Origin of the sequence: Halococcus saccharolyticus DSM 5350, assembly GCF_000336915.1 — an archaeon.
Lineage (GTDB): Archaea > Halobacteriota > Halobacteria > Halobacteriales > Halococcaceae > Halococcus > Halococcus saccharolyticus.
This window is the reverse complement of sequence record NZ_AOMD01000015.1, coordinates 156,392-178,995: the sequence shown is the minus strand read 5'-3', so window position 1 is coordinate 178,995 and position 22,604 is coordinate 156,392. Positions and strand designations below refer to the sequence as shown.

At 65.6% G+C, this 22,604-nt stretch carries 23 protein-coding genes and 1 other RNA gene; 7 read left to right on the top strand and 17 right to left on the bottom strand.

Going from position 1 to position 22,604, the window contains the following annotated elements; genetic code table 11:
- Positions 1-2: 2 nt before the first annotated feature.
- The 3 genes from C449_RS05560 to C449_RS05550 are packed head-to-tail and all read right to left on the bottom strand — an operon-like array spanning position 3 to position 2,016.
- Positions 3-389, bottom strand: a complete 387-nt coding sequence (locus C449_RS05560; RefSeq protein WP_006076991.1) for a DUF7318 family protein — start codon at positions 387-389, stop codon at positions 3-5.
- Positions 389-1,078, bottom strand: a complete 690-nt coding sequence (locus C449_RS05555) for a plastocyanin/azurin family copper-binding protein (RefSeq protein ID WP_049913915.1) — start codon at positions 1,076-1,078, stop codon at positions 389-391. The genes C449_RS05560 and C449_RS05555 overlap by 1 nt, the downstream gene beginning before the upstream one ends.
- A 59-nt stretch (positions 1,079-1,137) precedes the next feature.
- A complete protein-coding gene (locus C449_RS05550; protein WP_006076989.1) occupies positions 1,138-2,016 on the bottom strand; it encodes a DUF7319 domain-containing protein in 879 nt (292 codons plus the stop codon).
- A gap of 92 nt (positions 2,017-2,108) precedes the next feature.
- Here C449_RS05550 and C449_RS05545 point away from each other — a divergent pair, with 92 nt between their 5' ends.
- Complete coding sequence (locus C449_RS05545; RefSeq protein WP_006076988.1) at positions 2,109-2,597, top strand: DUF7321 family protein; 489 nt, start codon at positions 2,109-2,111, stop codon at positions 2,595-2,597.
- A 197-nt stretch (positions 2,598-2,794) separates the two neighbouring features.
- Here C449_RS05545 and nth read toward each other — a convergent pair whose 3' ends face one another.
- Positions 2,795-3,478: an endonuclease III gene (gene nth / locus C449_RS05540; protein ID WP_006076987.1), complete on the bottom strand. Its 684-nt coding sequence runs from the start codon at positions 3,476-3,478 to the stop codon at positions 2,795-2,797.
- 65 nt (positions 3,479-3,543) lie between these two features.
- The gene (locus tag C449_RS05535; RefSeq protein WP_049913930.1) at positions 3,544-4,173 is read right to left on the bottom strand and encodes a DJ-1/PfpI family protein; all 630 of its coding nucleotides are present in this window, start codon (positions 4,171-4,173) and stop codon (positions 3,544-3,546) included.
- A 574-nt stretch (positions 4,174-4,747) separates the two neighbouring features.
- Between C449_RS05535 and mvaD the strand changes: the two genes are divergently transcribed.
- Positions 4,748-5,719, top strand: a complete 972-nt coding sequence (gene mvaD, locus C449_RS05530) for a phosphomevalonate decarboxylase MvaD (protein WP_006076985.1) — start codon at positions 4,748-4,750, stop codon at positions 5,717-5,719.
- A 256-nt stretch (positions 5,720-5,975) separates the two neighbouring features.
- Here the strand turns inward: mvaD and C449_RS05525 are convergent, their stop codons facing one another.
- Positions 5,976-6,413: a DUF4385 domain-containing protein gene (locus C449_RS05525; RefSeq protein WP_006076984.1), complete on the bottom strand. Its 438-nt coding sequence runs from the start codon at positions 6,411-6,413 to the stop codon at positions 5,976-5,978.
- Positions 6,414-6,507: 94 nt separating this feature from the next.
- Here C449_RS05525 and C449_RS05520 point away from each other — a divergent pair, with 94 nt between their 5' ends.
- Positions 6,508-6,966, top strand: a complete 459-nt coding sequence (locus tag C449_RS05520; RefSeq protein WP_006076983.1) for a PaaI family thioesterase — start codon at positions 6,508-6,510, stop codon at positions 6,964-6,966.
- A 38-nt stretch (positions 6,967-7,004) separates the two neighbouring features.
- On the opposite strand, the gene C449_RS05515 is transcribed toward C449_RS05520, so the two are convergent.
- Positions 7,005-7,577: a cysteine hydrolase family protein gene (locus C449_RS05515; protein ID WP_006076982.1), complete on the bottom strand. Its 573-nt coding sequence runs from the start codon at positions 7,575-7,577 to the stop codon at positions 7,005-7,007.
- A 77-nt stretch (positions 7,578-7,654) separates the two neighbouring features.
- Here C449_RS05515 and C449_RS05510 point away from each other — a divergent pair, with 77 nt between their 5' ends.
- Positions 7,655-9,244 carry an Hvo_1808 family surface protein gene (locus C449_RS05510; protein ID WP_006076981.1) on the top strand — a complete coding sequence of 530 codons (1,590 nt, stop codon included), beginning with the start codon at positions 7,655-7,657 and terminating at the stop codon, positions 9,242-9,244.
- 27 nt (positions 9,245-9,271) lie between these two features.
- Here the strand turns inward: C449_RS05510 and C449_RS05505 are convergent, their stop codons facing one another.
- The 6 genes from C449_RS05505 to C449_RS05485 form a co-directional block, all read right to left on the bottom strand.
- A complete protein-coding gene (locus C449_RS05505; protein ID WP_006076980.1) occupies positions 9,272-11,356 on the bottom strand; it encodes a dipeptide ABC transporter ATP-binding protein in 2,085 nt (694 codons plus the stop codon).
- Entirely contained in the window at positions 11,353-12,264 is a 912-nt protein-coding gene (locus C449_RS05500; protein WP_006076979.1) for an ABC transporter permease, read from the bottom strand. Before C449_RS05500 ends, C449_RS05505 begins: the two co-directional genes overlap by 4 nt.
- Positions 12,264-13,250: an ABC transporter permease gene (locus C449_RS05495; RefSeq protein ID WP_006076978.1), complete on the bottom strand. Its 987-nt coding sequence runs from the start codon at positions 13,248-13,250 to the stop codon at positions 12,264-12,266. Before C449_RS05495 ends, C449_RS05500 begins: the two co-directional genes overlap by 1 nt.
- Positions 13,247-13,411, bottom strand: coding sequence for a hypothetical protein (locus C449_RS18080; RefSeq protein ID WP_161606441.1), 165 nt, complete (start codon positions 13,409-13,411; stop codon positions 13,247-13,249). The genes C449_RS05495 and C449_RS18080 overlap by 4 nt, the downstream gene beginning before the upstream one ends.
- Entirely contained in the window at positions 13,404-15,314 is a 1,911-nt protein-coding gene (locus tag C449_RS05490) for an ABC transporter substrate-binding protein (RefSeq protein ID WP_006076977.1), read from the bottom strand. The genes C449_RS18080 and C449_RS05490 overlap by 8 nt, the downstream gene beginning before the upstream one ends.
- Before the next feature lie 128 nt (positions 15,315-15,442).
- A complete protein-coding gene (locus C449_RS05485) occupies positions 15,443-16,129 on the bottom strand; it encodes a helix-turn-helix domain-containing protein (RefSeq protein ID WP_152415659.1) in 687 nt (228 codons plus the stop codon).
- A gap of 118 nt (positions 16,130-16,247) precedes the next feature.
- Here C449_RS05485 and C449_RS05480 point away from each other — a divergent pair, with 118 nt between their 5' ends.
- The 3 genes from C449_RS05480 to C449_RS05475 all read left to right on the top strand — a co-directional run bounded on the left by C449_RS05480 (position 16,248) and on the right by C449_RS05475 (position 19,278).
- Entirely contained in the window at positions 16,248-17,402 is a 1,155-nt protein-coding gene (locus C449_RS05480; RefSeq protein WP_006076974.1) for a nicotinate phosphoribosyltransferase, read from the top strand.
- Between the two features lie 41 nt (positions 17,403-17,443).
- An RNA gene (rnpB, locus tag C449_RS05690) (RNase P RNA component) lies at positions 17,444-17,878 on the top strand.
- A 368-nt stretch (positions 17,879-18,246) separates the two neighbouring features.
- Positions 18,247-19,278: a matrixin family metalloprotease gene (locus C449_RS05475; RefSeq protein WP_241430080.1), complete on the top strand. Its 1,032-nt coding sequence runs from the start codon at positions 18,247-18,249 to the stop codon at positions 19,276-19,278.
- A 22-nt stretch (positions 19,279-19,300) separates the two neighbouring features.
- On the opposite strand, the gene C449_RS18250 is transcribed toward C449_RS05475, so the two are convergent.
- The 4 genes from C449_RS18250 to C449_RS05460 all read right to left on the bottom strand — a co-directional run bounded on the left by C449_RS18250 (position 19,301) and on the right by C449_RS05460 (position 22,572).
- Positions 19,301-19,471 (bottom strand): hypothetical protein, encoded by a 171-nt coding sequence (locus C449_RS18250; protein ID WP_169316460.1) that lies wholly within the window; start codon positions 19,469-19,471, stop codon positions 19,301-19,303.
- A 157-nt stretch (positions 19,472-19,628) separates the two neighbouring features.
- Positions 19,629-20,726: an aminopeptidase gene (locus C449_RS05470; protein WP_006076972.1), complete on the bottom strand. Its 1,098-nt coding sequence runs from the start codon at positions 20,724-20,726 to the stop codon at positions 19,629-19,631.
- A gap of 78 nt (positions 20,727-20,804) precedes the next feature.
- Positions 20,805-21,599: an SDR family NAD(P)-dependent oxidoreductase gene (locus tag C449_RS05465; protein WP_006076971.1), complete on the bottom strand. Its 795-nt coding sequence runs from the start codon at positions 21,597-21,599 to the stop codon at positions 20,805-20,807.
- Between the two features lie 103 nt (positions 21,600-21,702).
- Positions 21,703-22,572, bottom strand: a complete 870-nt coding sequence (locus C449_RS05460; RefSeq protein WP_006076970.1) for an MBL fold metallo-hydrolase — start codon at positions 22,570-22,572, stop codon at positions 21,703-21,705.
- Positions 22,573-22,604: the final 32 nt, after the last annotated feature.

The window sequence follows — 22,604 nt, the reverse complement described above, 5'->3', positions numbered from 1 at the left end:
GTTTATCGCTTGTAGTAGGGGTAGACTGCACGTTTCACGGAGTCCCACGCGCCGTCGGTGGCGCTCGTCCCCGTCTGCTGTTCCTCGCGAATGTAGAGGTCCTCCCACTTCCGGCGGCGTTTTTTGACGATCATCACGTCCGGCAGGAACTCCTTGCGGTAGAGCGAGAGAATGAAGGCGAGATCCACGAACACGATCGCGAGCGCCGCGCCGAGATACATGTTGCCGAGTTCGTCGGTCCCCCATCCACTGACGAGGCCGTAGGCGAACAGTCCAACGAACACCACCTCGACCACCGTCAGGAGGACGATCGCGATCGCGGCCGCGGTACTCTCGCGGGCCGGCTCGTACCGGTGGATGTCGCCGTACGTGCTCCCGGAGGAACTCATCAGTTGTTCCCTCCATTCGCGTTCGGCGATTCACCGTATTTCACGGCGAAGAACGTGTAGATCAACGACATCACCATCATCAGGAGAGTGGCAATCCCGACGAAGTGTGCTTGAAACGCCACGCCCATCTCCTCAGGATCGACTTCCTCCTCGCCGCCACCGCCGCCACTGCTCGCGCCACCTTCCTGCACGATGACGGTGCCAACCATCCCAACGGCCTCGTGGGGTGCACAGTAATAAGGGAACTCACCGGTTTCCTGAAAGGTGTGCTGGAAGGTAATGCCGCTGCCTTCCTCCGGGCTCCCGCTGTTGAACGATTCGTCCTCGGCGACGACGTTGTGTGCGCCGCCCTCGCCGGTCCACTCCCAGACGACGGTGCCACCGGGTGCGATGGTGACTTCCTCGGGACCGAAGGAGGTTCCCGAGCCGGTACCGACCTGTACTGTCGTCGTCGTGCCGCCACCACCACCGCCACCGCCCGCGCTCTGGTTTCCACCGGTTGCGTTGCCACCGGTCGCGTTACCGCTGCTCTGATTCCCACCGGCGCTTTGATTGCCGCCAGTGGCGTTGCCGCCCCCGGTTTCGTTGCTGCCACCGGAGGCGTTGCCCTGCTGTGCGGCGGCCGCCCCGCTGGCGGCTGTGCCGCCGGCCGCGACACTTGTCGCCAGCAGAAAATCCCGCCTGTTCATGTGTGTCCGCACTCGGGTCTGGCTTCGCATAAGTCCACCGAATGCGGGGCCCGTGGCCACTATGCCGACGGGCGGGAGTCCTCGGCGTCGCGTCCGTCGGCCCCCTGTGAACGTTCCTCGTCGGCCTCGGTGTCGGCGATCGCACCGGCCGGCTGTCCGCCGTCAGCGTCACGGTATTTCTCCGGCAGGACATCGGGACGCTCGCCCGAGCCGACGCCGACCGCACGCAGCCGGTCGCGGTACTCCTCCGCCCGGAACTTGTCCGAGAGCCGGGCGTTCGCTACTTGGAGGAAGAGCAGCAGCGAAAACACCACGAACAGCAGGCCGAGCACGGGCGCGGCGATCGTACTGACACTCGAGAGCACGAGATACGCCCCGATCAACCCGAGACCGACGAGGAGCTGGGCGGCGGCCACGGTTTGTAGCATCCAGTTACCGAGTTCGCCGCCCCCCTCCGGCACCGTCGCGGGATCGGGAAGCGGGTCGCCGTCGGGCGGCTTCGGTACGTCGTAGTCGTCCATCGAGCAGAGCGCGACCGTGGGTTTGACGTCACGCAGCACGGTTCCCCGGCCCTCGACGCTGCCGTCGGGCGCGACGTGGGCGTACCCCTCGTCGGAGTATGCGAGCAATCCATCGTCGACGCGCTCGATCCGGGCGAACACTTCCCGGTCGGCAACCCGACTCAGCAGATCGGACTCGACGCGATCGAGGAGCTCCGTGCCCGTGATCCATGCCTCTTCGTCGAAGGCGGCGTCCCACTCCTCGGGACTCATCTCGGCCATGTCCCGCGGCCCGAACTCCTCGAAGTCGTAGGTTTCCTCGACCTGTCGGCGGAGTTCGGCCGTCTCGTCGTCCGAAGCCTCGGCTCGGTCCGCCGGGCGGTCGCTCGCATCCGCGGTCCCGTCGTCGCTCGACGACGAGGATCGAGGATCGGCCATCACCCAACCTACGCCACGGGCCGGGTTAGGCTTTCCGACCGCCCGTGAGCGGGTTTCGGCAACCTTTAGCGCCCACGGCGGCGAGTTCTCCCATGTTCGGGCTGGCCGACGCGACGGTGGCGACGATCGTCGCGGTGCTGGTCACGGCGAGCTTTCCCTGCTTTCTCTACGGTGCGTGGATCATGATCGACACCGAGAAGGTGACGTGGGGCGTGCTGACCTACCATCTCAAGTTCATCGTCACCGGCCTCGCGCTCACGACGATCCCCCTGCTGGTGTGGATGTTGCCCCGTCTGTTCCAGCAGTTGGGTGGTGCGTCGGCGCTCCACGCCATCTTGGGATTACAGGCGTACGCAATGCTCGCGTTTGGCTTCACGGGGATCGTCAGGATATTTCGCGCGAAGCGCGAGCACAACCTCTATCACGACTACAACGAGGACGTGCTGCTCGACGAAATCGGCTCCGATCGGATGGATCACTGGCGGAGCCGGCTCCGGATCGGCGTGTTCGGCTACGTGATCTTCTGGCTGCTGGCGTACATCGTGGGGATGGCCAGGTACGCGCTCCGCTATCTGTTCTGAATCGAGTCTCGTCGAGTGAAAACCGATCGGTCCCGGTCCGGACCGATCGGCTGATGCCACGCGCAGCAGTGCAGCCCGGGACTGGCTGCATCCATCGCTTCGGGATACTCCGCAAAAACCCCCGCCGGCCGTTCATCCGTTTTCGGTCGAAACGGCACGCAATCGTTCGAAACAAACGATCGATCGGTGGCCGTCGTTCACCACGCCTCGCCGCTGGCGAGATCGACGGCCGAATCGGCTTTCGATGACGGACAGATGTCTTCGAGCGTGCAGTCGGCACAGTCGGGGTTTCGCGCGGTGCAGGTCGCCCGACCGTGACTGATGAACAGGTGCGTGAACGCCTGCCAGCGATCCTCGGGCACGAACGCCATCAGATCGGTCTCGATCTTCTCGGGACGTTTCTCGTCGGTGAGCCCGAGCCGCCGGGTGATCCGCTGGACGTGGGTGTCGACGACGATTCCTTCGACGACATCGTGACCGTGCTGGAGCACGACGTTCGCGGTCTTTCGCCCCACACCGGGGAGGTCGGTGAGTTCGGTCATCGTGTCCGGAACTTCGCCATCGTGCTCGTCGACAACGATCTGGGCTGATTCGCGGATGTAGCTCGCTTTGTTGTTGTAGTAGGTAATCGAGTTCAGGGCTTCGGCGAGTTCTTCCTGGGGTGCGTTCGCGAACGCTTCCGGCGATGAATAGGTTTCGAACAGGTCGGCAGTCGTCTCGTTCACCCGCTCGTCGGTACACTGTGCCGAGAGGATCACCGCAACGAGGAGTTCGAACCGGGTGGAGAAGTCAAGCGAAATCGTCGTGTCGGGGTACTCGGTTGCGAGGCGGTCGATGACCTCGGCGGCCTGTGCCTCACGCGAATCGAGCGGGGTTCCCATGCCGAGGCATCCGACCGAGTGTGGTTTGAGACGTTCGGTTCCGTCGACGTCCCACCCGGAAGGAGTTAGTCGGCTCGATACACCTCACCGCGGCGTTCGTACTCCATCTCGCGGGCGACCGTATCGGCGGTGTCAGTACCCAGATCCCGTTCGACGAGCCACAGCGCGAGATCGATCCCTGAGGTGACGCCACCGGCGGTGAGCACGTCGTCATCGTCGACGACCCTCGCATCGATCACTTCTGCCGCCGTCTCGTAGAGATCGTCGATCGCCCCGTGGTGGGTGGTCGCTGGCCGGCCGTCGAGGACACCGGCCGCAGCGAGGATCATCCCGCCGGTGCAGACCGACGCGACAGCCGCGCCGTTGCGATATCGTTCCGCGATCGCGTCCGGAAGCCCACCACGTTCGACTTCGGCCCGCGCGCCGTGCTCGGCTCCATCGTTCCACCCGCCACCGGGAACCACGACGAGATCGGGGTCGGCGGCGAGATCGTCGAACGCAGCGTCGGGTTCGATGACGAGACCGTGACTCGCCGTCACCCTGTCTGCGGGTTCGAGCGTGCAGAGTGCAACGTCGAGATCGGCCCCTGCTTCGGCGGCGTTTTGGAACACCTCGTACGGGCCGATCGCGTCGAGTTCGTCGAACCCCTCGTAGAGCACGATTGCGGCCGATTCGATCGGGTTCGCGGAGGTCATGCTGTCGAATCGTCGGCCCGGGAGAAAAGCGTTGAGCCACCCGGTATTCCGCCGATCGTTCACGCCGGTTTGATGCGGTCGAAACAAACAACGAACCGCGAGTGCCGGCGTATATGAGAAACCGCCACCGCTCCGCTATCGTACCACAACGTCCACACGCCTCCCCAACCGACTCCCTCGATCGCTCACTTCGTTCGCTCTCTCGGTCATCCGCCGTCAGAGCTTCGCTCTGACGAGCCTGCACTCGCTGCGCTCACGGCTCACTCCGTTCGCCGTCTTCTCGCGGGCCGAAGGCCCGCTCGAACGGTTCGCGAGACCGAAGGTCTCGCGCTATTCGCATCGAGGCGCTCCCTCCGGTCGCGCCTCGCACCGCTCGCGCAGACCTCGCACGAGTCGCGCCTCTGGCGTCTGCTCACGGGCGCGAAGCACCCGTTCGCACGGTCTGCGGGACCTTCGGTCCCGCACTGCTCCCGCGCGCCACCGCAACCAAAAGCAAGGGGTGTCCCACCGGCAGCACCACCAGTGGAGCGCACCGTTTCGGGACGTTTATTCGCGTGTCGGCCGCTTCGCAGGTATGAAAGCCACCGCGCGCGCCCACCCGATTCAGGGACTCGTCAAGTACCACGGGATGGTCGACCAAGAGCTACGACTGCCGTACCACGACTCGATCAGCGTCTGCACCGCCCCGAGCAACACTACCACCACCGTCGAGTTCGACGAGTCGCTCGACGAGGATCGGTACGTCGTCGACGGCGAGACCGTGGAGGGACGGGGCCGCGAGCGCATCGAGAGCGTCGTCTCGCGCGTGCGTGAACTCGCAGATGTCGAAGCCCCCGTGCGCTTCGAGAGTGAGAGTGATTTCCCGACGAACGTGGGCTTTGGCTCGTCGTCGTCGGGCTTCGCGGCGGCGGCGATGGCCCTGACGACGGCGGCGGGCCTCGATCTCACCCTGCCCGAAGTTTCGACGGTCGCGCGGCGCGGGTCGGCGTCGTCGGCGCGAGCGGTCACGGGCGGGTTCTCGGATCTGCATACGGGACGCAACGACATCGACTGTCGATCCGAGCGGATCGAGAGCGACCTCGAAGACGATCTCCGTATCGTGGCGGCGCTCGTGCCCGCGTACAAGGAGACCGAAGAAGCCCACCGTGAGGCCGCCGAGAGCCACATGTTCGAGGCACGGCTCGCCCACGTCCACGGCCAACTCGCGGAGATGCGCGACGCGCTCCGTGAGAGCGATTTCGACCGCACCTTCGAACTCGCCGAACACGACTCGCTCTCGCTCGCCGCGACCACAATGACCGGCCCCGCGGGCTGGGTCTACTGGCGGCCTGCAACCCTCGAAATCTTCGCCGCGGTCCGCGACCTCCGGGAATCGGGTGTTCCAGTCTACTTCTCGACCGACACGGGCGCGAGCGTCTACGTCAACACCACCGCCGAGTACGTCGAGCGCGTCGAGAAGCGTGTGGCCGACTGCGGCGTCGACACCCGCGTCTGGGAAGTCGGTGGCCCTGCACGCATCCTCGACGAGTCCGAAGCGCTGTTCTGAGACTGACGACGGATGCGGCTGCGGTGCTGAGCGGTTACGGTTGGCGCGCGGGAGCGCGTCGAAGACGCGCGACTCGTGCGAGGGATGAGCGAGTGAGTGAAACGAACGAGCGAATCGGCTGGGGAGGGTGTGGCCTGCGGTTCTCAGTTGTTTCGGGTGAGTGCGGGCGTTCCGGACCACACACTAGTTTCTCATCGGTTTGTCGCGATAAGAGGTAGATTCTGACCAGCGTCACGTCGCTCTCGACAATACCGAGTCAGTCGCGTTCTCGATGCTGTGCCTCCAGCCGTTGGTACTCGTCGTCGTTCTCGACTCGGTTCCACCAGACCTCGTAGACGAGCGCGGCCTCGCGCTTGTCGTGGTCGGCCCAGTGTTCGGGCTCGCGTTCCTCGCCGTCAGCGTACTTCTGGCCGCCGGGATACCGAGCGTAGCGCATCGATCGGGTGTAGCCCATCTGGAGGTACTTCCGCGCCATGTCCATCCCCGGGAACTCGCCAGCCGCCCGGTATTCCAGATACCGCTCGTAGATGGCCTCGCCCGACTCGTCCGCGGTCTCGCGGTCCGTGTACCCCCACAACGGGAGGAGTTCGCTCTTGTAGGGTTCGATCTTGAACACTCCTTCCTCACCCCGACCGATCTCGTATTTTTCAGGGTGAGCGCGAAAATCGAGGTCGTATTCGGGATCGTCGGTCACGACGGTCGTTGTGGCCGCTCCATCCTCACGCTGTTGCCTGCCGTGACGTCTCACGCACCGGTGGCTACTAACCGCTGGCGCTCGCGGTGGCTCCATGATCGACGAGACGGACGACGCGGCCGCCTTCCTGCAGGCGTACATCGACGACCACGGCTACCTGTCGTGGCTCGGGACACAGGTCGAATCGATGGAACACGATCGGCTCGTGATGACGATCCCCTTCGACGAGAAGCTCACGAACACGCGACCGAACGGCGACGACGACGCGACTTCGGACATCCACGGCGGGATCGCTGCGACGCTGATCGACACTGCCGGTGGGATCGCGCTCCGGCCCGCTCTCGACGACCCGATGAGCGACGGTGTCGCGACCATCAACCTCAACGTGAACTACCTCCGACCGGCCGGCGGCGATCTCATCGCGACTGCCGACGTGATCCGTGCGGGATCGACCGTCGGTGTTTCAACGGTGACGGTCGAGAGCGAGGCTCCCGACGGTGAGATGAAGCCGGTCGCCACGGGGCAGGGTGCCTATCGGCTGTTCCGGGGCTGATTCACGTCCACGTGTGGTGTTCGACCGGGAGTGCTCTTCTATCCGAACGTGATGTCGGTGCGCTCCGTGACCTCGCCGAACAGCCAGTCGGCGTGATCGAGCGCGTACTCGTGGTGATCCTCCTCGATATACCCGATCGCATCGTCGACGAGCACCGGACGGAAATCCCGAAGGCCGGCGCTGCCGGCTGTGTGAAGTACGCAGACGTTGGCGAGCGTCCCACAGATCACGAGATCGTCGATCCCGTGGGCGTCGAGCCACCCCTCCAGCTCGGTCTCGTAGAAGGCGTCGTAGGTGTGTTTCTCGACCACGTGATCCCCGGGGGAAACGTCGAGCCCATCGGCGATCTCGGTCTCCCACGACCCCTCGACGACGTGCTCGCCCCAGCGGTCGAACTCGTCGTAGTAGTGGGTGTCCTCGAACTGCTCGGGCGGGTGGACGTCCCGCGTGAAGATGACACTCGCGCCGGCGTCGCGGGCGTCGTCGAGCAGGTCCGCGATCGGATCGACGACCTCCTCGCTCCCCGGAGCGTAGAGGCTGCCCTCGGGATGACAAAACCCGTTTTGCATGTCGACCACTACGACGGCGGTTCGGTCGGGATCGAACTCCATGCGTAATGCAAGGCCGGTTTCCGGAAGTCAGTTTCTCCGGTCGGGTCCTTTTTGTCCGTCGCCTCCGTCACCCGAATATGCGACAGCTCGCCGCCCTGTTGTTCGCCGTCTTCGTGGTTCTCGCCGGCTGTAGCGTGCCCTTCACCGCCGGCAACGGATCGGCCGGCAACGACACCGCACCGGAAGCGTCACCCACGTCCGATGAGGCGACCACCACGCCGGCGACCGACGCCGCGGCCGGAACGGCCAGCGAAACCGACGGGTCGACCGGTGCCGACTCGTCCACCGAGAGCAGTCAACAGGCGGTACGGAGCCTCGCCGATCCGTCCGAGGACGTACTCGGGTGGGAGGGTGGCTACTGGTACAACGAGTCGGTACCGGTCGCCGGTGAGGACGGTCTCAACGTGACCGAGCGACGGGCGGTCGTCAACCGCACGATGGCCCGGTTGGAACGGATCCGACAGCTCGAGTTCAACCAGACGGTGCCGGTCGAGGTGATCTCGCGCGAGGAGTTCCAGCAGCGACCGAGCAGCGGAGTCAGCGGCGACGCCGCACCGGCGTTTCGGACGTTCGACAACACGAAGTTCGAGGGACTGTTCCTGATCGGCGAGGACGAGAACTCGCTCGCAGTCCAGCAGTCGAACCGCGGTCAGAACGTCCTCGGGTACTACAGCCCGACGCAGGACTCCATCGTGGTGGTCTCGTCGTCCGAGACACCGCGACTCAACCGCTCGACGCTCGCCCACGAGCTGGTGCACGCGCTCCAGGACCAGCAGTTCGATCTCACGTCGAGCAATCCGGGGACTCGAGAGGCGTACAACAGCCGAAACGGGCTCGTCGAGGGCGATGCCAACTACGTCCAGCGCCAGTACGACGACCGGTGTGGTGAGGAGTGGAGCTGCCTCGATTTCGACTCGGAGAGTGCTGACAACGGCACCAGCGGAAGCGGGAGCGCCGGCAGCAGTCTCCACCTCGGCGTGTACATCCTCAGCTTCTTCCCGTACGCCGATGGCCCGGGCTTCGTCGATGCCATCCACCAGCAAGGCGGCTGGGAGGCTGTGAACGCACTCTACGACGACTTGCCTGCGAGCACCGAGCAGGTGATCCACCCCGAGAAGTACGGCGAGGACGCCCCAACGAACGTCTCGATCAGCGAGACGAGCGCCGACGAGTGGTCGCGCGTCGAACTCGACCGTCCGGGCCGACCCGACTACGCCGTGCTCGGCCAATCGGGACTCACGTCGATGTTCGCGTACACCCTTTACGACGACTACAACCGCTCTTCGACCGTCTCGCCCCGCGAGTTCCTCAACGGCGGAATCGGCGGCGTCAACCAGACCGATCCCTTCAACTACGGGCTCAACTACACCAACGGCTGGGACGGTGACAAGATGTTCGTCTACCAGCAGCGAAACCGGACAGGCTACGTCTGGAAACTGGCGTGGGACTCGCCGGCCGAGGCCCGCGAGTTCGTGGCCGGCTACGAGCAGTTACTCGCCCACTGGGGTGGCCAGCCGACCGGTGACGCCGGCAACGTCTGGCAGGTCAGGGAGGCATCGCCGTTCGCCGACGCGTTCTCGATCCGCCAGGAGGGCAACACCGTGACGATCGTCAACGCGCCGACGGTCGAGGACCTCGATGCGGTCCACGACGGGGCCGCCAGCTAGGACAGCCCCGAACCACCGGCTGCTCGGTCAGTCCGAAAACGATTCCTCCGAGGGTGCGTCGGACGCCTCGAAATCGGCGTCGAGCGCATCCTCGACCGGGAAGTAACACGCCGCCGTGTGGCCCTCGCCGCCCGCCTCGTCGAGTGCCGGCTCGCCCTCCCAGCACTCCTCGCTCACCTTCGGGCAGCGCGGGGCGAACACACAGCCAGTGGGGAGATCGACCGGATCCGGCGGCTCGCCGTCGAGCAGCACGCGATCGCGGTCGGCCGAGGGATCCTTTTCGGGCGAGGCCGCGAGCAGCGCCGCGCTGTAGGGATGGTTCGGGTTCGCAACGACCTCGTCGGTCGCCCCGAGTTCGACCACCCGGCCGAGATACATGATCGCGAGCCGGTCGGTGACCTGGGCGAGGCTCGCGAGGTCGTGTGAGATGTAGATGATCCCGATGTCGTCCTCGTCGGCGAGGTCGCGCAGCAGCGTGAGGAGGTTGACCTTGAGCGAGACGTCAAGCATCGACGCGGGCTCGTCACAGACGAGGAAGTCGGGATCGACCACCAGTGCCCGCGCGATCGCGACGCGCTGGCGCTGGCCGCCCGACAGCTCGTGGGGGTACTGATCGAGGAAGGCGTCGGCCGGTGTCAGTCCGACCCGTTCGAGCGTCTCGCTCGCGGCTTCCTCGCGCCGTCCCTCGGCGAGGCCGTGGATCGTCAGCGGCTCGGTCACGAGCTGACCGACGGTTTGACGCGGGTTGAGCGAGTCGAAGGGGTCCTGAAAGACGACCTGGAGCTTCCGCCGGAACTCCTTCATCCCGCCGTTTTTGTACTCCGCGGCGGTCTGCCCGTCGAAGACGATCTCGCCACCGGTCGGGTCTTCGAGCAGTGAGATCGTCTCGCCGAGCGTCGACTTCCCGCAGCCGCTCTCGCCGGCGACGCCGAGGATCTCCGATCGCTGCACCGAAAAGGAAACGCCGTCGACGGCTTTCACCTGTGGCGGGTCCTCGCCGCGGAGCTGATCGAGCAGCGGCTGGGACGTGCCGTACCACTTCTCCAGGCCGTCGACGCGCAGGATCTCCGCCGTATCTCCTTGCTCGTGCTCGTCGTCGGCGGGCTCGATCCCCCACGTCTCGGGATCGTCCGCCGCATTGCGCATCCGTGCGGCTCTGTCGACGTGGTGGCACGCCGAGCGGTGGTTGCGGTTCGGGAGATCGACCAGCGGCGGGTGCGTGCGCTCGCACTCCTCGGTGGCGAATGGACACCGATCGACGAACGCACAGCCCTCGGGCGGCTGACCGAGGTCGGGCGGCGAGCCCGGGATCGCCACCGGATCGTCGCCGAGCTCGTCGACCTCGGGGAAGGAGTTCTTCAGCCCCATCGTGTACGGGTTGGTGGGGTTCAGAAGGACGTTGTCGACGCTGCCCTGTTCCATCACCTTCCCGCCGTAGAGCAGGGAGAGCTCCTCGCAGGTCTCGGCGATGACACCGATCTCATGGGTGATGAGCAGGAGCGAACTGTCGATGCGCTCCTGGATGTCGAGGATGGTGTCGACGATCTTGTCCTGAACGATGACGTCGAGGCCCGTGGTGGGCTCGTCGGCCACGATCAGGTCGGGTTCGAGCGCGAGCGCCATCGCGATGGTGACGCGCTGGCGCATCCCGCCGGAGAACTCGTGGGGGTAGTCGGCGGCCCGGTCGGGATCGAGACCGACCATCTCGAACAGTTCGCGCACCCGATCGCGCGCGTTCGTGGTCGAGACGTTTCGGTGTTTGTCGATCGCCTGGCGGATCTGCGCGCCACAGCTCATCGACGGATCGAGCGCGTCCATCGCGCTCTGGGGGATGTACGCGATCTCCTCCCAGAGGACGTCCTGGCGCTCGTCGGTGGACAGCTCCAGGAGGTCCTCACCCTTGAACCGCACCGTCCCGGCGTCGATCCGGCCGTTGCCGGGCAGCAGGCCGAGGACGGCCTCGGCGGCAGTGGATTTCCCGGACCCGCTCTCGCCGGCGAGGCCGTAGTTGATCCCCTCCTCGATCGCGAAGGAGATGCCGTTGACGGCGTGAACGCGACCGTCGTCGGTACCGTACGTGACCGTCAAATCTTCGACTTCGAGCAGACTCATTGGTTGTTGATCTCGGGGTTGATGACTTCCTCGTAGGCACGACCGACGAGGAACACCGATGTCGTGACCGCGGCGATTCCGAGTGCGGGCGGGAGCACCCACCACCACGCGACCCGGATGCTTCCGGAGGCGAACAGCTGCCTGAGCATCCGGCCCCAGCTCGTCGTCGTGGGATCGCCAAAGCCGAGGAACGCGAGGCTGGCCTGGGCCGCGATCGACCACGCGACGCCGTATGCCGTGTAGAGGAACCCGATCGGCAGGACGTTCGGTGCGACGTGGACGAACATCGTCCGGAGGTCACTCGCGCCGCTCGCACGGGCTGACTTCACGAACGTCCGCTCGCGGACCGAAAGCACCTCCGAACGCACGACGCGGGCCGGCATCTTCCAGAGGAACGCCGCGACGATCAGCGTGATGATCCAGATGTTGGGCTGGATGAAGGTGAGCAACAGCAGCGCCATCGGCATGAACGGCAGCGAGAACGTGAGGTCGGTGAGCCGCATCAGGACCTCGTCGACCCAGCCGCCGTAGTAGCCGCTGACCAGCCCGACGAGGAAGCCGATCCCGCCGGTCGCCACCCCGCCGAACAACCCCACGATCAGGGTCGGCTGGGCTCCGGCAAGGAACTGGCTCAGCACGTCCTTGCCGTAGGCGGTGGTGCCGAACGGGGCCGCAAGCGTCGGCGGATGCAGCCGCATGATGACCCCTTCCGCCGAGAGCACGCTGTAGCGAATCGGGTCGTGGGGAGCGATCACCGGGCCGAACACGCCGAGAAACAGAAAGCCCGCGAGGATCACCATGCTCACGAGCGCCGGGCGGTCCTCGGCGATGAACCGGAGCTGGTCGCGGGCCTGACCGACTTTCGTCCGCAGCCAGTCGCCGGTCGGCCGCGAGAACTCGACGGACATCAGCTCCCACCTCCCATCGAAACCGTGGGATCGAAGTACGCCGAGAGCACGTCGGCCACGAGGTTCATCACGATGACCGCGAGCGCCATCAGGAACACCGCGGCCTGCACCACGGGATAGTCCTGCTGGGCGATCGAGGTGACGAGCTGGCGGCCGATCCCGGGCCAGCCGAACACCACTTCGAGCAGGATGAGACCCTGGAACACCATCCCGAGCCGGAGCGCGAAGTAGGTCAGCACGGGCAGCAGCGAGTTCCGGCCGGCACGCCAGAGCTGTTCGGTCTCCGAGAGCCCCTTCGCGCGATGGAGTTTGAGAAACGCCGAGCCTTTCCGCTCGACGATGCCGTTGCGGGCGAGCAGCAAGAAGTCGCCGCTGTAGTAGAGCACCGCCACAGTAAAGGGGAGGAGGTAGTGATGGAGGAAATCGAGCGAGAAGTACGCCCCGATCCCGCTCGGGGTGACGGTGATGTCGCGCATCCCGAACGCCGGCACGAGATCGAAGGTGTACGCGAACACGATGATGAACCCGAGCGCGGTGATGAACACCGGCGTCGACCGGAAGAACGTGGTCGCAACGATGCTGCCGGTTTCGAGCCACGAGCCGCGATTCCAGCCCGCGACCATCCCGAGCGCCGTACTCAAGAAGGCAGTACAGACCAGCGCCGGGACGAGCAACACCAGCGTGTTGAGCAGCTTCGGCCCGAGGATGGCCCAGACCGGCCGACTCTGGCGGATCGAGAAGCCGAACTGGAATGTGAGCAGGTTCCGGAGGTAGGCGAGATACTGCTCGCCGAGCGGCCTGTTCAGCCCGTAGAGCTGCATGATCTCCTGAATCTGCTGGTCGGTGAGGTTGCCCGACGCCACCAGCTGCGTGAACGGACTGCCCGGCAGCAACCGGAGCGTAAAGAAGATCACCGAGACGGCGACCAGCGTGAGCACCACCGAAATCCCGATCCGCTTGGCGAGGAATCGCTGGAACTCGCTCACGCGCCCACCTCCTCGCAGGCGATGATCGTCGGATACGGTTCGACGAGTCGGTGCCGTTCGACGGCACCGGAACGTTCGACGAAACGGTACTGTTCGGTGGTGATCGCGTCGTGTGCGGAGCCGCCGACGGTGACGTCTCCAGTGAATGCGTTCTCAGTCATCGGTGGCGAAGTTCCGTTGGTCGAGGGCGGCCCGCCGCCGGTGGCAGTTGCCGTTCTGTACCCGTTCGACGAACGCGCCCCACGCGGGCCCGTTCGGGAACTGGAGGTTGCCGTTGTCGTCCCACGTGTAGCCGGCGCGTTCGAGGATCGATCGTGCCGCCTCGACGTCGTACGTGTAGTCGTGAGTGTCGGGGTTGTGCCACTGCATGATGTCCGAAATGAAGTTCTCGCCCGGCGGAACGGTCGCGCGGCCCTGGAGGACCTGCTTCACGAACCCCTTTTTGTCGACGGCCTTCGCGAGCGCGACTCGAAACTCCTTGTCGCGGATCAGCGGGGCGGAGAACATGAGTTTCGTATCCAGCGGTGCGAAGTTGTCCGCGACCATCTTCTCGACGCCGGCGGGCCGTGCGGCGCGTTCGGCCTGCTGACTCGACAGCCGACCGGCGATCGCGTCGATGTCGCCGCTTTGAATCCCGCCGATCAGTGCGTTGATGTTCCCGACGTTGACCCAGATTACGCGGTCGATCCCCGGTCCGGCGGCCGCGGCGTCGCCGAGATGCTCGGCGCGCCACTCGTCGTCCCACATCCAGTGGCCGTCGCTGCGACTCACGACGAACTTGCTGCTCTGAGACCAGCTCTCGAACTCGAAGGGGCCGGTGCCGATCGGGTTCGCGGGGCTGTACTGGGTCGGGCTGTCGACGTCCTCCCAGCGGTGTTTCGGAATGATCGCGCTCCGGACCACCCGCTGGGTTAGAAACGCCGCATCCGGCCGTTTGAGACTGAACCGTACCGCGTGGTCGTCGAGTACTTCGATGGAATCGATCGGTTCGTAAAAGGGTGCCTGGCTCGTCGAGGAGTTCTGGGAGTAGAAATCGACGGTGAACTTCACGTCCTCGGCGGTGAACGGTTTCCCGTCGTGCCACATGACGCCCTTCCGGAGCGACATCTCGACAGTGGTGTCGTCGACGAACTCCGCGCTCGTCGCGAGCGCGGGGATCACGTCGAGCTGTGGCGACGCGTCGAACAGTCCGTCGTAGATGTAGGTGAGCCGCTTTGACTCCGCACCGCCGGCCGCCCACGGCAGGTTGAGCGAGTTCATCGAGATAGTCGTCCCCTTCACGAACGACCGATCGCCGGCCGCAGGCTGGAGGTTGACTTCCGACCACTGGAACGCGTCGCCGGTCGGCCCGTTGCCCGGCGTCGATACGTACCCGTCCCACTTCCGCTCGTTGGCGGCCGTGATGACGTCCGGGAACAGCGAGATGAGCGCGCCGACGTCCTGGGCGAAGATCTGCTGCGCCCGGTCGACGAGGCGCTTTCGGGCCTCGCGGTCGCCCGTCAGGCGGCGTTGTTCGTCGAGAATCTCGTTGAGCGTCGGGTGCCAGTAGTTGTCGTAGTTCGACGGGCTCGACTTGTGACGGCGCATCATCAGCGGATTGGGATCGAGCCCGCGCTGGGGGTCCGGCCCGTGAGTGCTCATCGAGACCATGTTTTCGAGTCCGGCCGTGGTCCAGCTCTGTGCGTAGAGCTGGTTCAGCGGGCGGTTGTTCAGCGTCGTGGGTACCCCGAGATCGGTGAACGCACGCTGGACCGTGAACGCGTGTTCGCGCATCCACGGGTCGTCCTCCGTCGAGAACTCGAGGGTGACGGGATCGAGCGCAGCCCCCGCACGCGCGGTGTACTCCATCGGCGGCGCGTCGGCCTCGATGGTCGGCCAGTCGTGCCAGTACTTGGTCTCGACCGTCGCGGAAACACCCGACGGGACGCGTGTCTCGCGGTCCGATCTGCCGGAGCCCCCATTGAGGCACCCGGCCGTTCCGAGTGCGGCTCCCGCGGCGACCGCCCCAAGCCACTCTCGGCGGGTCGTGGTCGGCGAATCGGTTCGTCTGCCATCATCTGCCATGGCCACTCGTAGCGGGGGTATCTCCAAGTCGATGTTCACGAACGGCGGTGAACATCATCGTTCTTTAAGTATGATCGTCGATCAGGGGGATCGAGCCGTCCGATCCACACCGACCAGCCAGCGACCGCTCATCGAGGAGAAAAGACCAGTTCGAGGAACGCCCGTTCGGCGGTCCGGATGCGCTCGCTGAACGTCGACTGCTGGATCCCGAGTTCGTCGGCGACCGTCTGGGCCGAAGCGTCGCGGGGAACGGCGAAATATCCCATCGAGTAGGCGGTTTCGAGCACGTTGAGCTGGTCGTCGGTGAGCTTCGAGAGCAGGACGTCAGCCAGCCGGCCGCTATCCAGGGGCTCGCCCGGGCGGTCGGTTTCGTTGACCCGAATCACGTCGAACCGACCGAGTTTTGCCTCGACGTCGTCGGCGATCGAGCGGAAGTCGTCCCACTCGCCGACCGTGGCGATCACCGTCGCCGTGCCGTTCTGGAGCACGACACGGTTGGGGATCGCCCGGTGGCGCAACACGAGTTCGAGGAGGAACGGGTACGGTTCGTTCGCGAACACGATGGCGCGACGGTGGTCGATACCGGTCGGCCCGGTCGGCATCGCCTCGCTGTGAAACAGCGACACGCCGGGGATCGCATCGATCTCGGCGTCGAGATCGATCGGCGATGTTGCGGCCAGCGTCAGCGATTCGAGCCACGTCCCGTCCTCAACGTAGAACGCGTTGTCGAGTTCGATGCTCCCGTCGGTACCGATCGCGGGCGCGAGCTTCGCGAGCGTCCCGGTTGGTTCGGTCTCGAACTCGATCGTGAGGATGGTAGGCCCCTCCTACCCGTTGCATCCACCATCCGTACTTAGCCCTACGGATCTCGAGTGGGGCCTCACCATCCCTTCGCAACACTACGCTTTTGCCCGGCCGCCGGATTGGTCGTCCATGGCCGCCTTCGACATCGTTCCGCCCGAGACCATCCGCGAGGGTGGGGCGACCGACGCCTACTTCGAGCGCACGGTCGAGACCCTCGAACACGCCGACCGGAACCCACACGTCACGGCCGAGGTGACGGCCGATCAGTTCCCCACGGGCGCGTTCGAGGCCTTCGCTGGGATCGAGGACGCCGCACAACTGTTCGTAGGTCGGGGCGTCGATGTCGACGCTCTCTCCGAGGGCCAGCTGTTCGACGGCGGTCCCGTCATGCGCATCGAGGGGCCGTACCTCGAATTCGCTCGGTTCGAAACTGCACTCCTCGGATTTCTCTCCCAGGCGTCGGGGATGGCGACCAACGCGCTCCGCGCGCGCCGGGCAGCCCCGGAGTCGATGGTCGTGAGCTTTGGGGCTCGCCACGTCCATCCATCGATCGCGGCAGTGGTCGAACGCAGCGCGCTGCTCGGCGGGTTCGACGGGTTCTCCCACGTGGCCGCCGGCGAGCTGCTCGGTCGGGATGCCAGCGGGACGATGCCGCACGCGCTCGTGATCTGCTTCGGCGAGGGCAACCAAGAGAACGCATGGCGGGCGTTCGACGACGCTGTCGCCGCGGACGTACCACGGATCGCACTGTGTGACACCTACTCCGACGAGGTCGACGAAGTGCTCCGCGCGGCCGACGCACTCGGCGATCGCCTCGACAGCGTCCGGATCGACACCACGAGTTCGCGACGGGGCGACATCCGCCACATCCTGCGGGAGGTGCGCTGGGAACTCGACGCCCGTGGCCGCGCGGACGTCGACCTGTTCGTGAGCGGCGGCCTCGGTCCCGCCGATCTCCGGGAACTCCGCGACGTCGCCGCCGGCTTCGGTGTCGGTGGCTACGTCTCGAACGCTGACCCAGTCGACTTCGCGCTCGACATCGTCGCGGTCGACGGCGAGCCCGCCGCAAAGCGGGGCAAGCTCTCAGGGAAGAAACAGGTCTATCGCACTCCCGAAGGTGGCCACGAAGTCGCACTCGCCGACCGTGAGGATCCAGCGGACGGCGATGCGCTGTTGGAACCGCTGATTCGCGACGGCGAGGTAGTGCGAGACTTCGATCTCGATGCAGCAATCGACCGTGCCCGCGAGGACGCCGACGTTGTTGGATTCGACGTGTTGTCCTGATTTTCGAACCATCTTTATCGATCGGCAGCGTAGCGTCGATCGGCAGGGAGAGCCTGGCCACCGCGGCGCGCCGGCAGGCGCGCACGCGAGGAAAGTCCCCCCACCGCCGGGCAGGTGACCGGGGAAACCCCGGGACGGGAGACCGTCGGCACTGGAACAGCAACGACACGTCCTGCTCGGACCTGTGAAGTGCGGGAGGCGGCGAAGCCGCCTCCTCGGCGCGAGCGGCACGGGGCGCATCGCGCCCCGGAACGAGCGAGCGGGCATCGCCCGCGAGCCAGTCCGCGAGCGCGCGAACCGAGCCGCGAGGCGAGGGAGACCCCACTGAGGAACGAAGAGCAGGGATCGATGGAACGGCGAATCCTCACCGGTGCAAGTCCGCACCACGCGGCGCGAGCCGCACGGTAGCCCGGCAGGGATGCGGACGCTCAGCCGAATGCCGGGACGAACAGAAGGGGGCTTACTCCTCCCCAGCCACTTTTTACGACGCTCTTCTGAAGGAGATTGTTGGTGGAGCGCTATCGGACAGTTTCGTTCTTTGAAGAGCGAATCAGAAGGCGATTGATTCGCTAGTTTCGCTACCTCGTTCACCCATTCAGGGAACCCCACTCGAGCAACTCGGTCGTTACCAACAATGTGCTTCACAAGAGCGTTTTACGAAGAGGGGTATCCTCGCGCGCCCATGGCGCGCTGCGGGTATCCCTCCCCGCAAAAACCTGGACTAAAAACGCCCGCTCACTCGCTCCCTACAGTCGCTCGTTCACGGTGAATCGCGCTCGCTTCGCTCGCGCGCCTCGCCCTCGATCCGCCAGGCCCGCACCGCAGCCGCAACCACGCCGCAAACATGATACCCGCGTCGCTCCACCTCCCGATGATGGCCGGGATCGCCCGCGCGCTCGCGGTGGTGTGTCTCGTGGTTCTCGCCGGCTGCGCAGGCGGCGCGCTCCCCGACGAACTCGCCGGCTACGCGGGCGATCCCGACAACCCCTACCCCGACGACGAACTGACCGTCGCGGTCGATCCGGGCGAGACCGATCGAGCCTTCGACCCCCTAGTGCGCGAGGCGCTTTCGTACTGGGAACGCAACGACGAGCGCTATCTCGACTTCGAGGTAAACTTCACACTCGCGCCGAACGCGACCGATCCCGACCTCCGGGTGACGTTCCAGCGATCGCTCGACCGTTGTGGCGAGGTCGAAACGGCCGCGGGCTGTGCACCACGGATCACCAGTCCGCCCCAGGCCGCCGACACGGTCGACGTTCGCATCCTCGACGATCTCTCGAACGAATCGACCGTCCAGGTGCTCAAACACGAACTCGGCCACACGCTCGGGCTGGATCACAGCGACGAACCGACCCAACTGATGCGATCGCGGGCGTCGCTCACGATGCTGCCCGAGCCCAACGCGAGCGAGCGCACGCTCCCGTGGGCCGACCCGACGCTCGCGGTGTTCGCCGATCTCGACGCCGTCCCGGCCGACGAGCGTGCCGCAGTCCGCGAGCAGATCGACCACGCGCTCGACTACTACGACCGCGGCGCGGCGGGTCGAGTTCCCGACAACGTCTCTTTCGAACGCGTCTCGTCGTTCGAGAACGCCGACGTGGTGATCTACTTCCAGGACGGTCCGCCCTGCGGGGACGGCTCGGGATCATGTGGCTCGGTCTACGGTACCGATCCCGACGGCGACAGTGCGATCGAACGCTACACCCGTGTCGACATCGCCCTCTCCGACGTCGACACCGACGCAACCGGATGGCACGTCGCGCGCCACCTCGCGCTCGGATTCGGCTTCGAACCCGGCGACGGGGCGGCGTACCCGCCACCGCTCCGAGCGTCGACAAGCGACGAAGAACGCAGAAGTGACTGGTGGGAGTGATCGAACGCTCCCGTAGCCGGGCTCACCGGACCGATGCTGGGCTCCACTCACGTCGCCTGATCGAGTAGCCCCCGCACTCCGGACACACCTGCCGGCGTCTGTCGAATCCCGCTCCACAGCCAGTGCACTCGTACTCCGCGTCGTTGCGGTCGGCCTCGCCCACGCGTCGCCTGAGTCGATCGAGATAGCTCATCCGACGGCAGCTCCTACCTGAGGGATCGGCCACAACGGTTAAATACTTTCTCCAAGAGTGATCGCGGACCGGTCCCCGATCGATCACGCCAGCCCCACGAATCGCCGCCGAAAACGGTCCACCAGTCGCTCGCACCGATCGCCAAACCCGGTGTCGGCTATCCCTCGAACCCGTCCTCCCAGCGGAACGTGCCGTTTCGCTGGATGATTTCGCCGTCGACGGCGAGCGTCGAGTCGTCGCTCACGTCGGTGATCAAGTCGGTGTGGATCGCGCTGTCGTTGCCCGACTCGCCGTCAGGGAGGCAGGCGTCGTAGGCGCGGCCGAGCGCGAGATGGACGGTTTCGGCCATCTTCTCGTCGAACAGGATGTTGTCAGTGGGGCGGTCGATGCCACGATTCATCCCGATCCCGAGTTCGCCGAGCCGGCGCGCGCCCTCGTCGGTGTCGAGGAGTTCGCCGATCACTTCGGAGTTGCGTGCCGCGTTGTAGTCGACCACCTCGCCGTCGTCGAATTCGAGCCACACGTCCTCGATGCGCGTCCCACGGATCGTCATCGGCACGTCGAAGCGGACCTCGCCCGTTGTCGCCTGCGGCGCGGTGAACACCTCGCCGCTCGGGAGGTTGTGACTGTCGTCGGCAACCGATGCCGTGGAGTTCACCGCAGTCCGGCCCTCGATCGACATCGTGAGATCGGTGTCCTGGCTACGGAGGTGAACCTCGCTGCCTTCGTCAAGGATCTCCTTCATCTCGCTCATCTCGTCGGCAAGCGCCTCCCAGTCTCTGAGCACGGCGTCGTAGACGAACTCCTGGTACGCTTCGTAGCTCATCCCGGCCTGCTGGGCGAGCGATCGAGTGGGGTGCACGGTCGAAACCCAGTCGGTGTCCATTCGCGCTTCGCGTGTGCGCTCGCGGGCTTTCGAGTACGCACCACGCACCTCGCCCGGCACGTCAATCTGGGCCGCCGTGTTCCGGCCGCCGCCGAGCGAGAGTACCACGTCGCTCTCTTCGAACAGCGCGAGCTCGTGGTCGGGATCGTCGTCGAATTCACCGTCGTGGGCCCGGAGATACGCGCGATTCAGCTCCGCGGAGCCGTAGGTCGTCACTAGGTTCGCACCACGTTCACCGATTTTCTCGGCGACCGCGACCGCGAGATCGTGCGTCCCCTCCGAGACGCTCATCACGACGTCGTCGCCTGCTTCGACTCGTGCGCTCCAGTCGACTAGTACCGCCGCATGTTCGTGGATTCGATCGTCCATGTCCGGACGTCGCGCGGCGCTGACAAAATCTCCGCGGTCGGTCGGATCGGTGCATTTCGAGAAGCCGGCCGACCGAAGTCAGATCGCCGTCCAGCCGCCGTCGATGAACACCATGTCGCCGGTGATGTACGACGCTTCGTCGCTCGCGAGGAACTGCGCCGCGCCCGCGATGTCGTCTGGATGACCGACCCGGCCGAGCGGGACGGGCTTGATGAACCCTTCACCGCCCTCGCCGGCGGCCTGTTGGGCTTCCTCTGACCAGCCCTCGGTGAACTCGGTGGCGATCTGGCCCGGCGCGACCGCGTTCACCCGGATGTCGTGCTCGGCGAGTTCGAGCGCCGTTCCCTTGGTGATCATCTTGATCGCGCCCTTCGTGGAGTCGTACTGAACCTGGTCGTGCTGGGCGACCTCCGAGGAGATCGAGGCAGTGTTGACGATACAGCCCGGCTCGCCGCGGTCGATCATGTCCTGTGCGGCGGCCTGTGTGCCGAAGAAGTACCCCCGGACGTTGGTGTCGTGGAGCAGATCGAAGGTGTCCTGATCGACATCGAGGAAGGTGCCCGGTCGCTGGGCGGCGGCGTTGTTCATCATCACGTCGACGCCGCCGAACTCGCGGGCGGCTTCGACCACGGATTCGATCTCGTCAGGTTGGGACACGTCGGTCTCGACGTACTCACCTGTGCCGCCCGACTCTTCGATCTTCTCGTGGGTCGGGACGTCCTCGCCCTCCATCTTCGGGTCCTCACGCACGTCGGCGTTCACGACCGTCGCACCCGCCTCGCCGAACCCGAGTGCGATCGCACGGCCGATACCGGCGCTGCCTCCGGTGACGATCACGGTCTCGTCGCTGAAATCGAAGCTTGCGGTGCCCATGTTCGGTGGTCTCGGCCGCCACCGGCTTAATACACCCGCCGTCGATGGAAAGTCGGGTCGTCAGTGGGAGGTTGATCCTCGCGGTAGGCCAAGCCGTCGACGCTCAGTGTTCCCGGACGTCCCGAAGCGGGACGACACCCGGCTCGCCGACATCGAGTCGGTCACCGATCCGGACGGTCTCGACGACGTTCGGGTAGCGGTAGGAAGCGACGTGGTCGGCGATGGCGTCCGGATCGGCCCCGACACCGCGCCACATGTCCCAGTGGACGGGGACCAACCGATGGAGTTCGAGTTGGTTCGCGGCGGTCGCGACCTGGTCGCCGTCGTTGTACCACTCCGTCGGGCGGGCTTCGGTGGGGTCGTCCTCGGTGTGGACGATGTTGCCAACGGAGCCGAAGGCAAGCACGCCGAGATCGAGATCGAACTCACCGGCGACATCGGTGAACGCGTCAGCCGGTCGGGAGTCGCCCGCCGCGAAGAAGGTACCAGCGTCGTGCTCGACGACATAGCTCACTGGTTCGATGGCGTCGGGGTCGTTCGCGCCCCGGACGTGGATGGTGAGATCGCCGACATCGAACTCGTCACCGGGCTCGATGATGTGGCGTTTGTCGTCGGGCGCGCGGAGATCGCCGTCGTAGTCGGGCCGTTCGTAGGACGCGCTCGGTGCGTGGATTTCGGCTCCACAGTCCTCGACGAGCGGACCGTACGAGGGTGGATGGGTGTGATCGATATGTTCGTGCGTGACCAGAACGGCGTCGCACAGCGTCGCATCCGCGGGATCGATCGGAACCGGAATCATCCGGATCGTTCTCGGAGGAGTACCGTCGCCGAAGTACGGGTCGAGGTAGACGGTCGTCTCGGCGGTGCGGAGGACGTAGCCGTTGCAGCCGAGATACCACACCGAGAGTCCCTGCGGTTCGGTGGCCTCGATCTCGTCGCGCACGAACCAGTCGCCCCACGTCGAGTGTACCATACTGCCCAGACTTCGACGTCCACGTCAATATA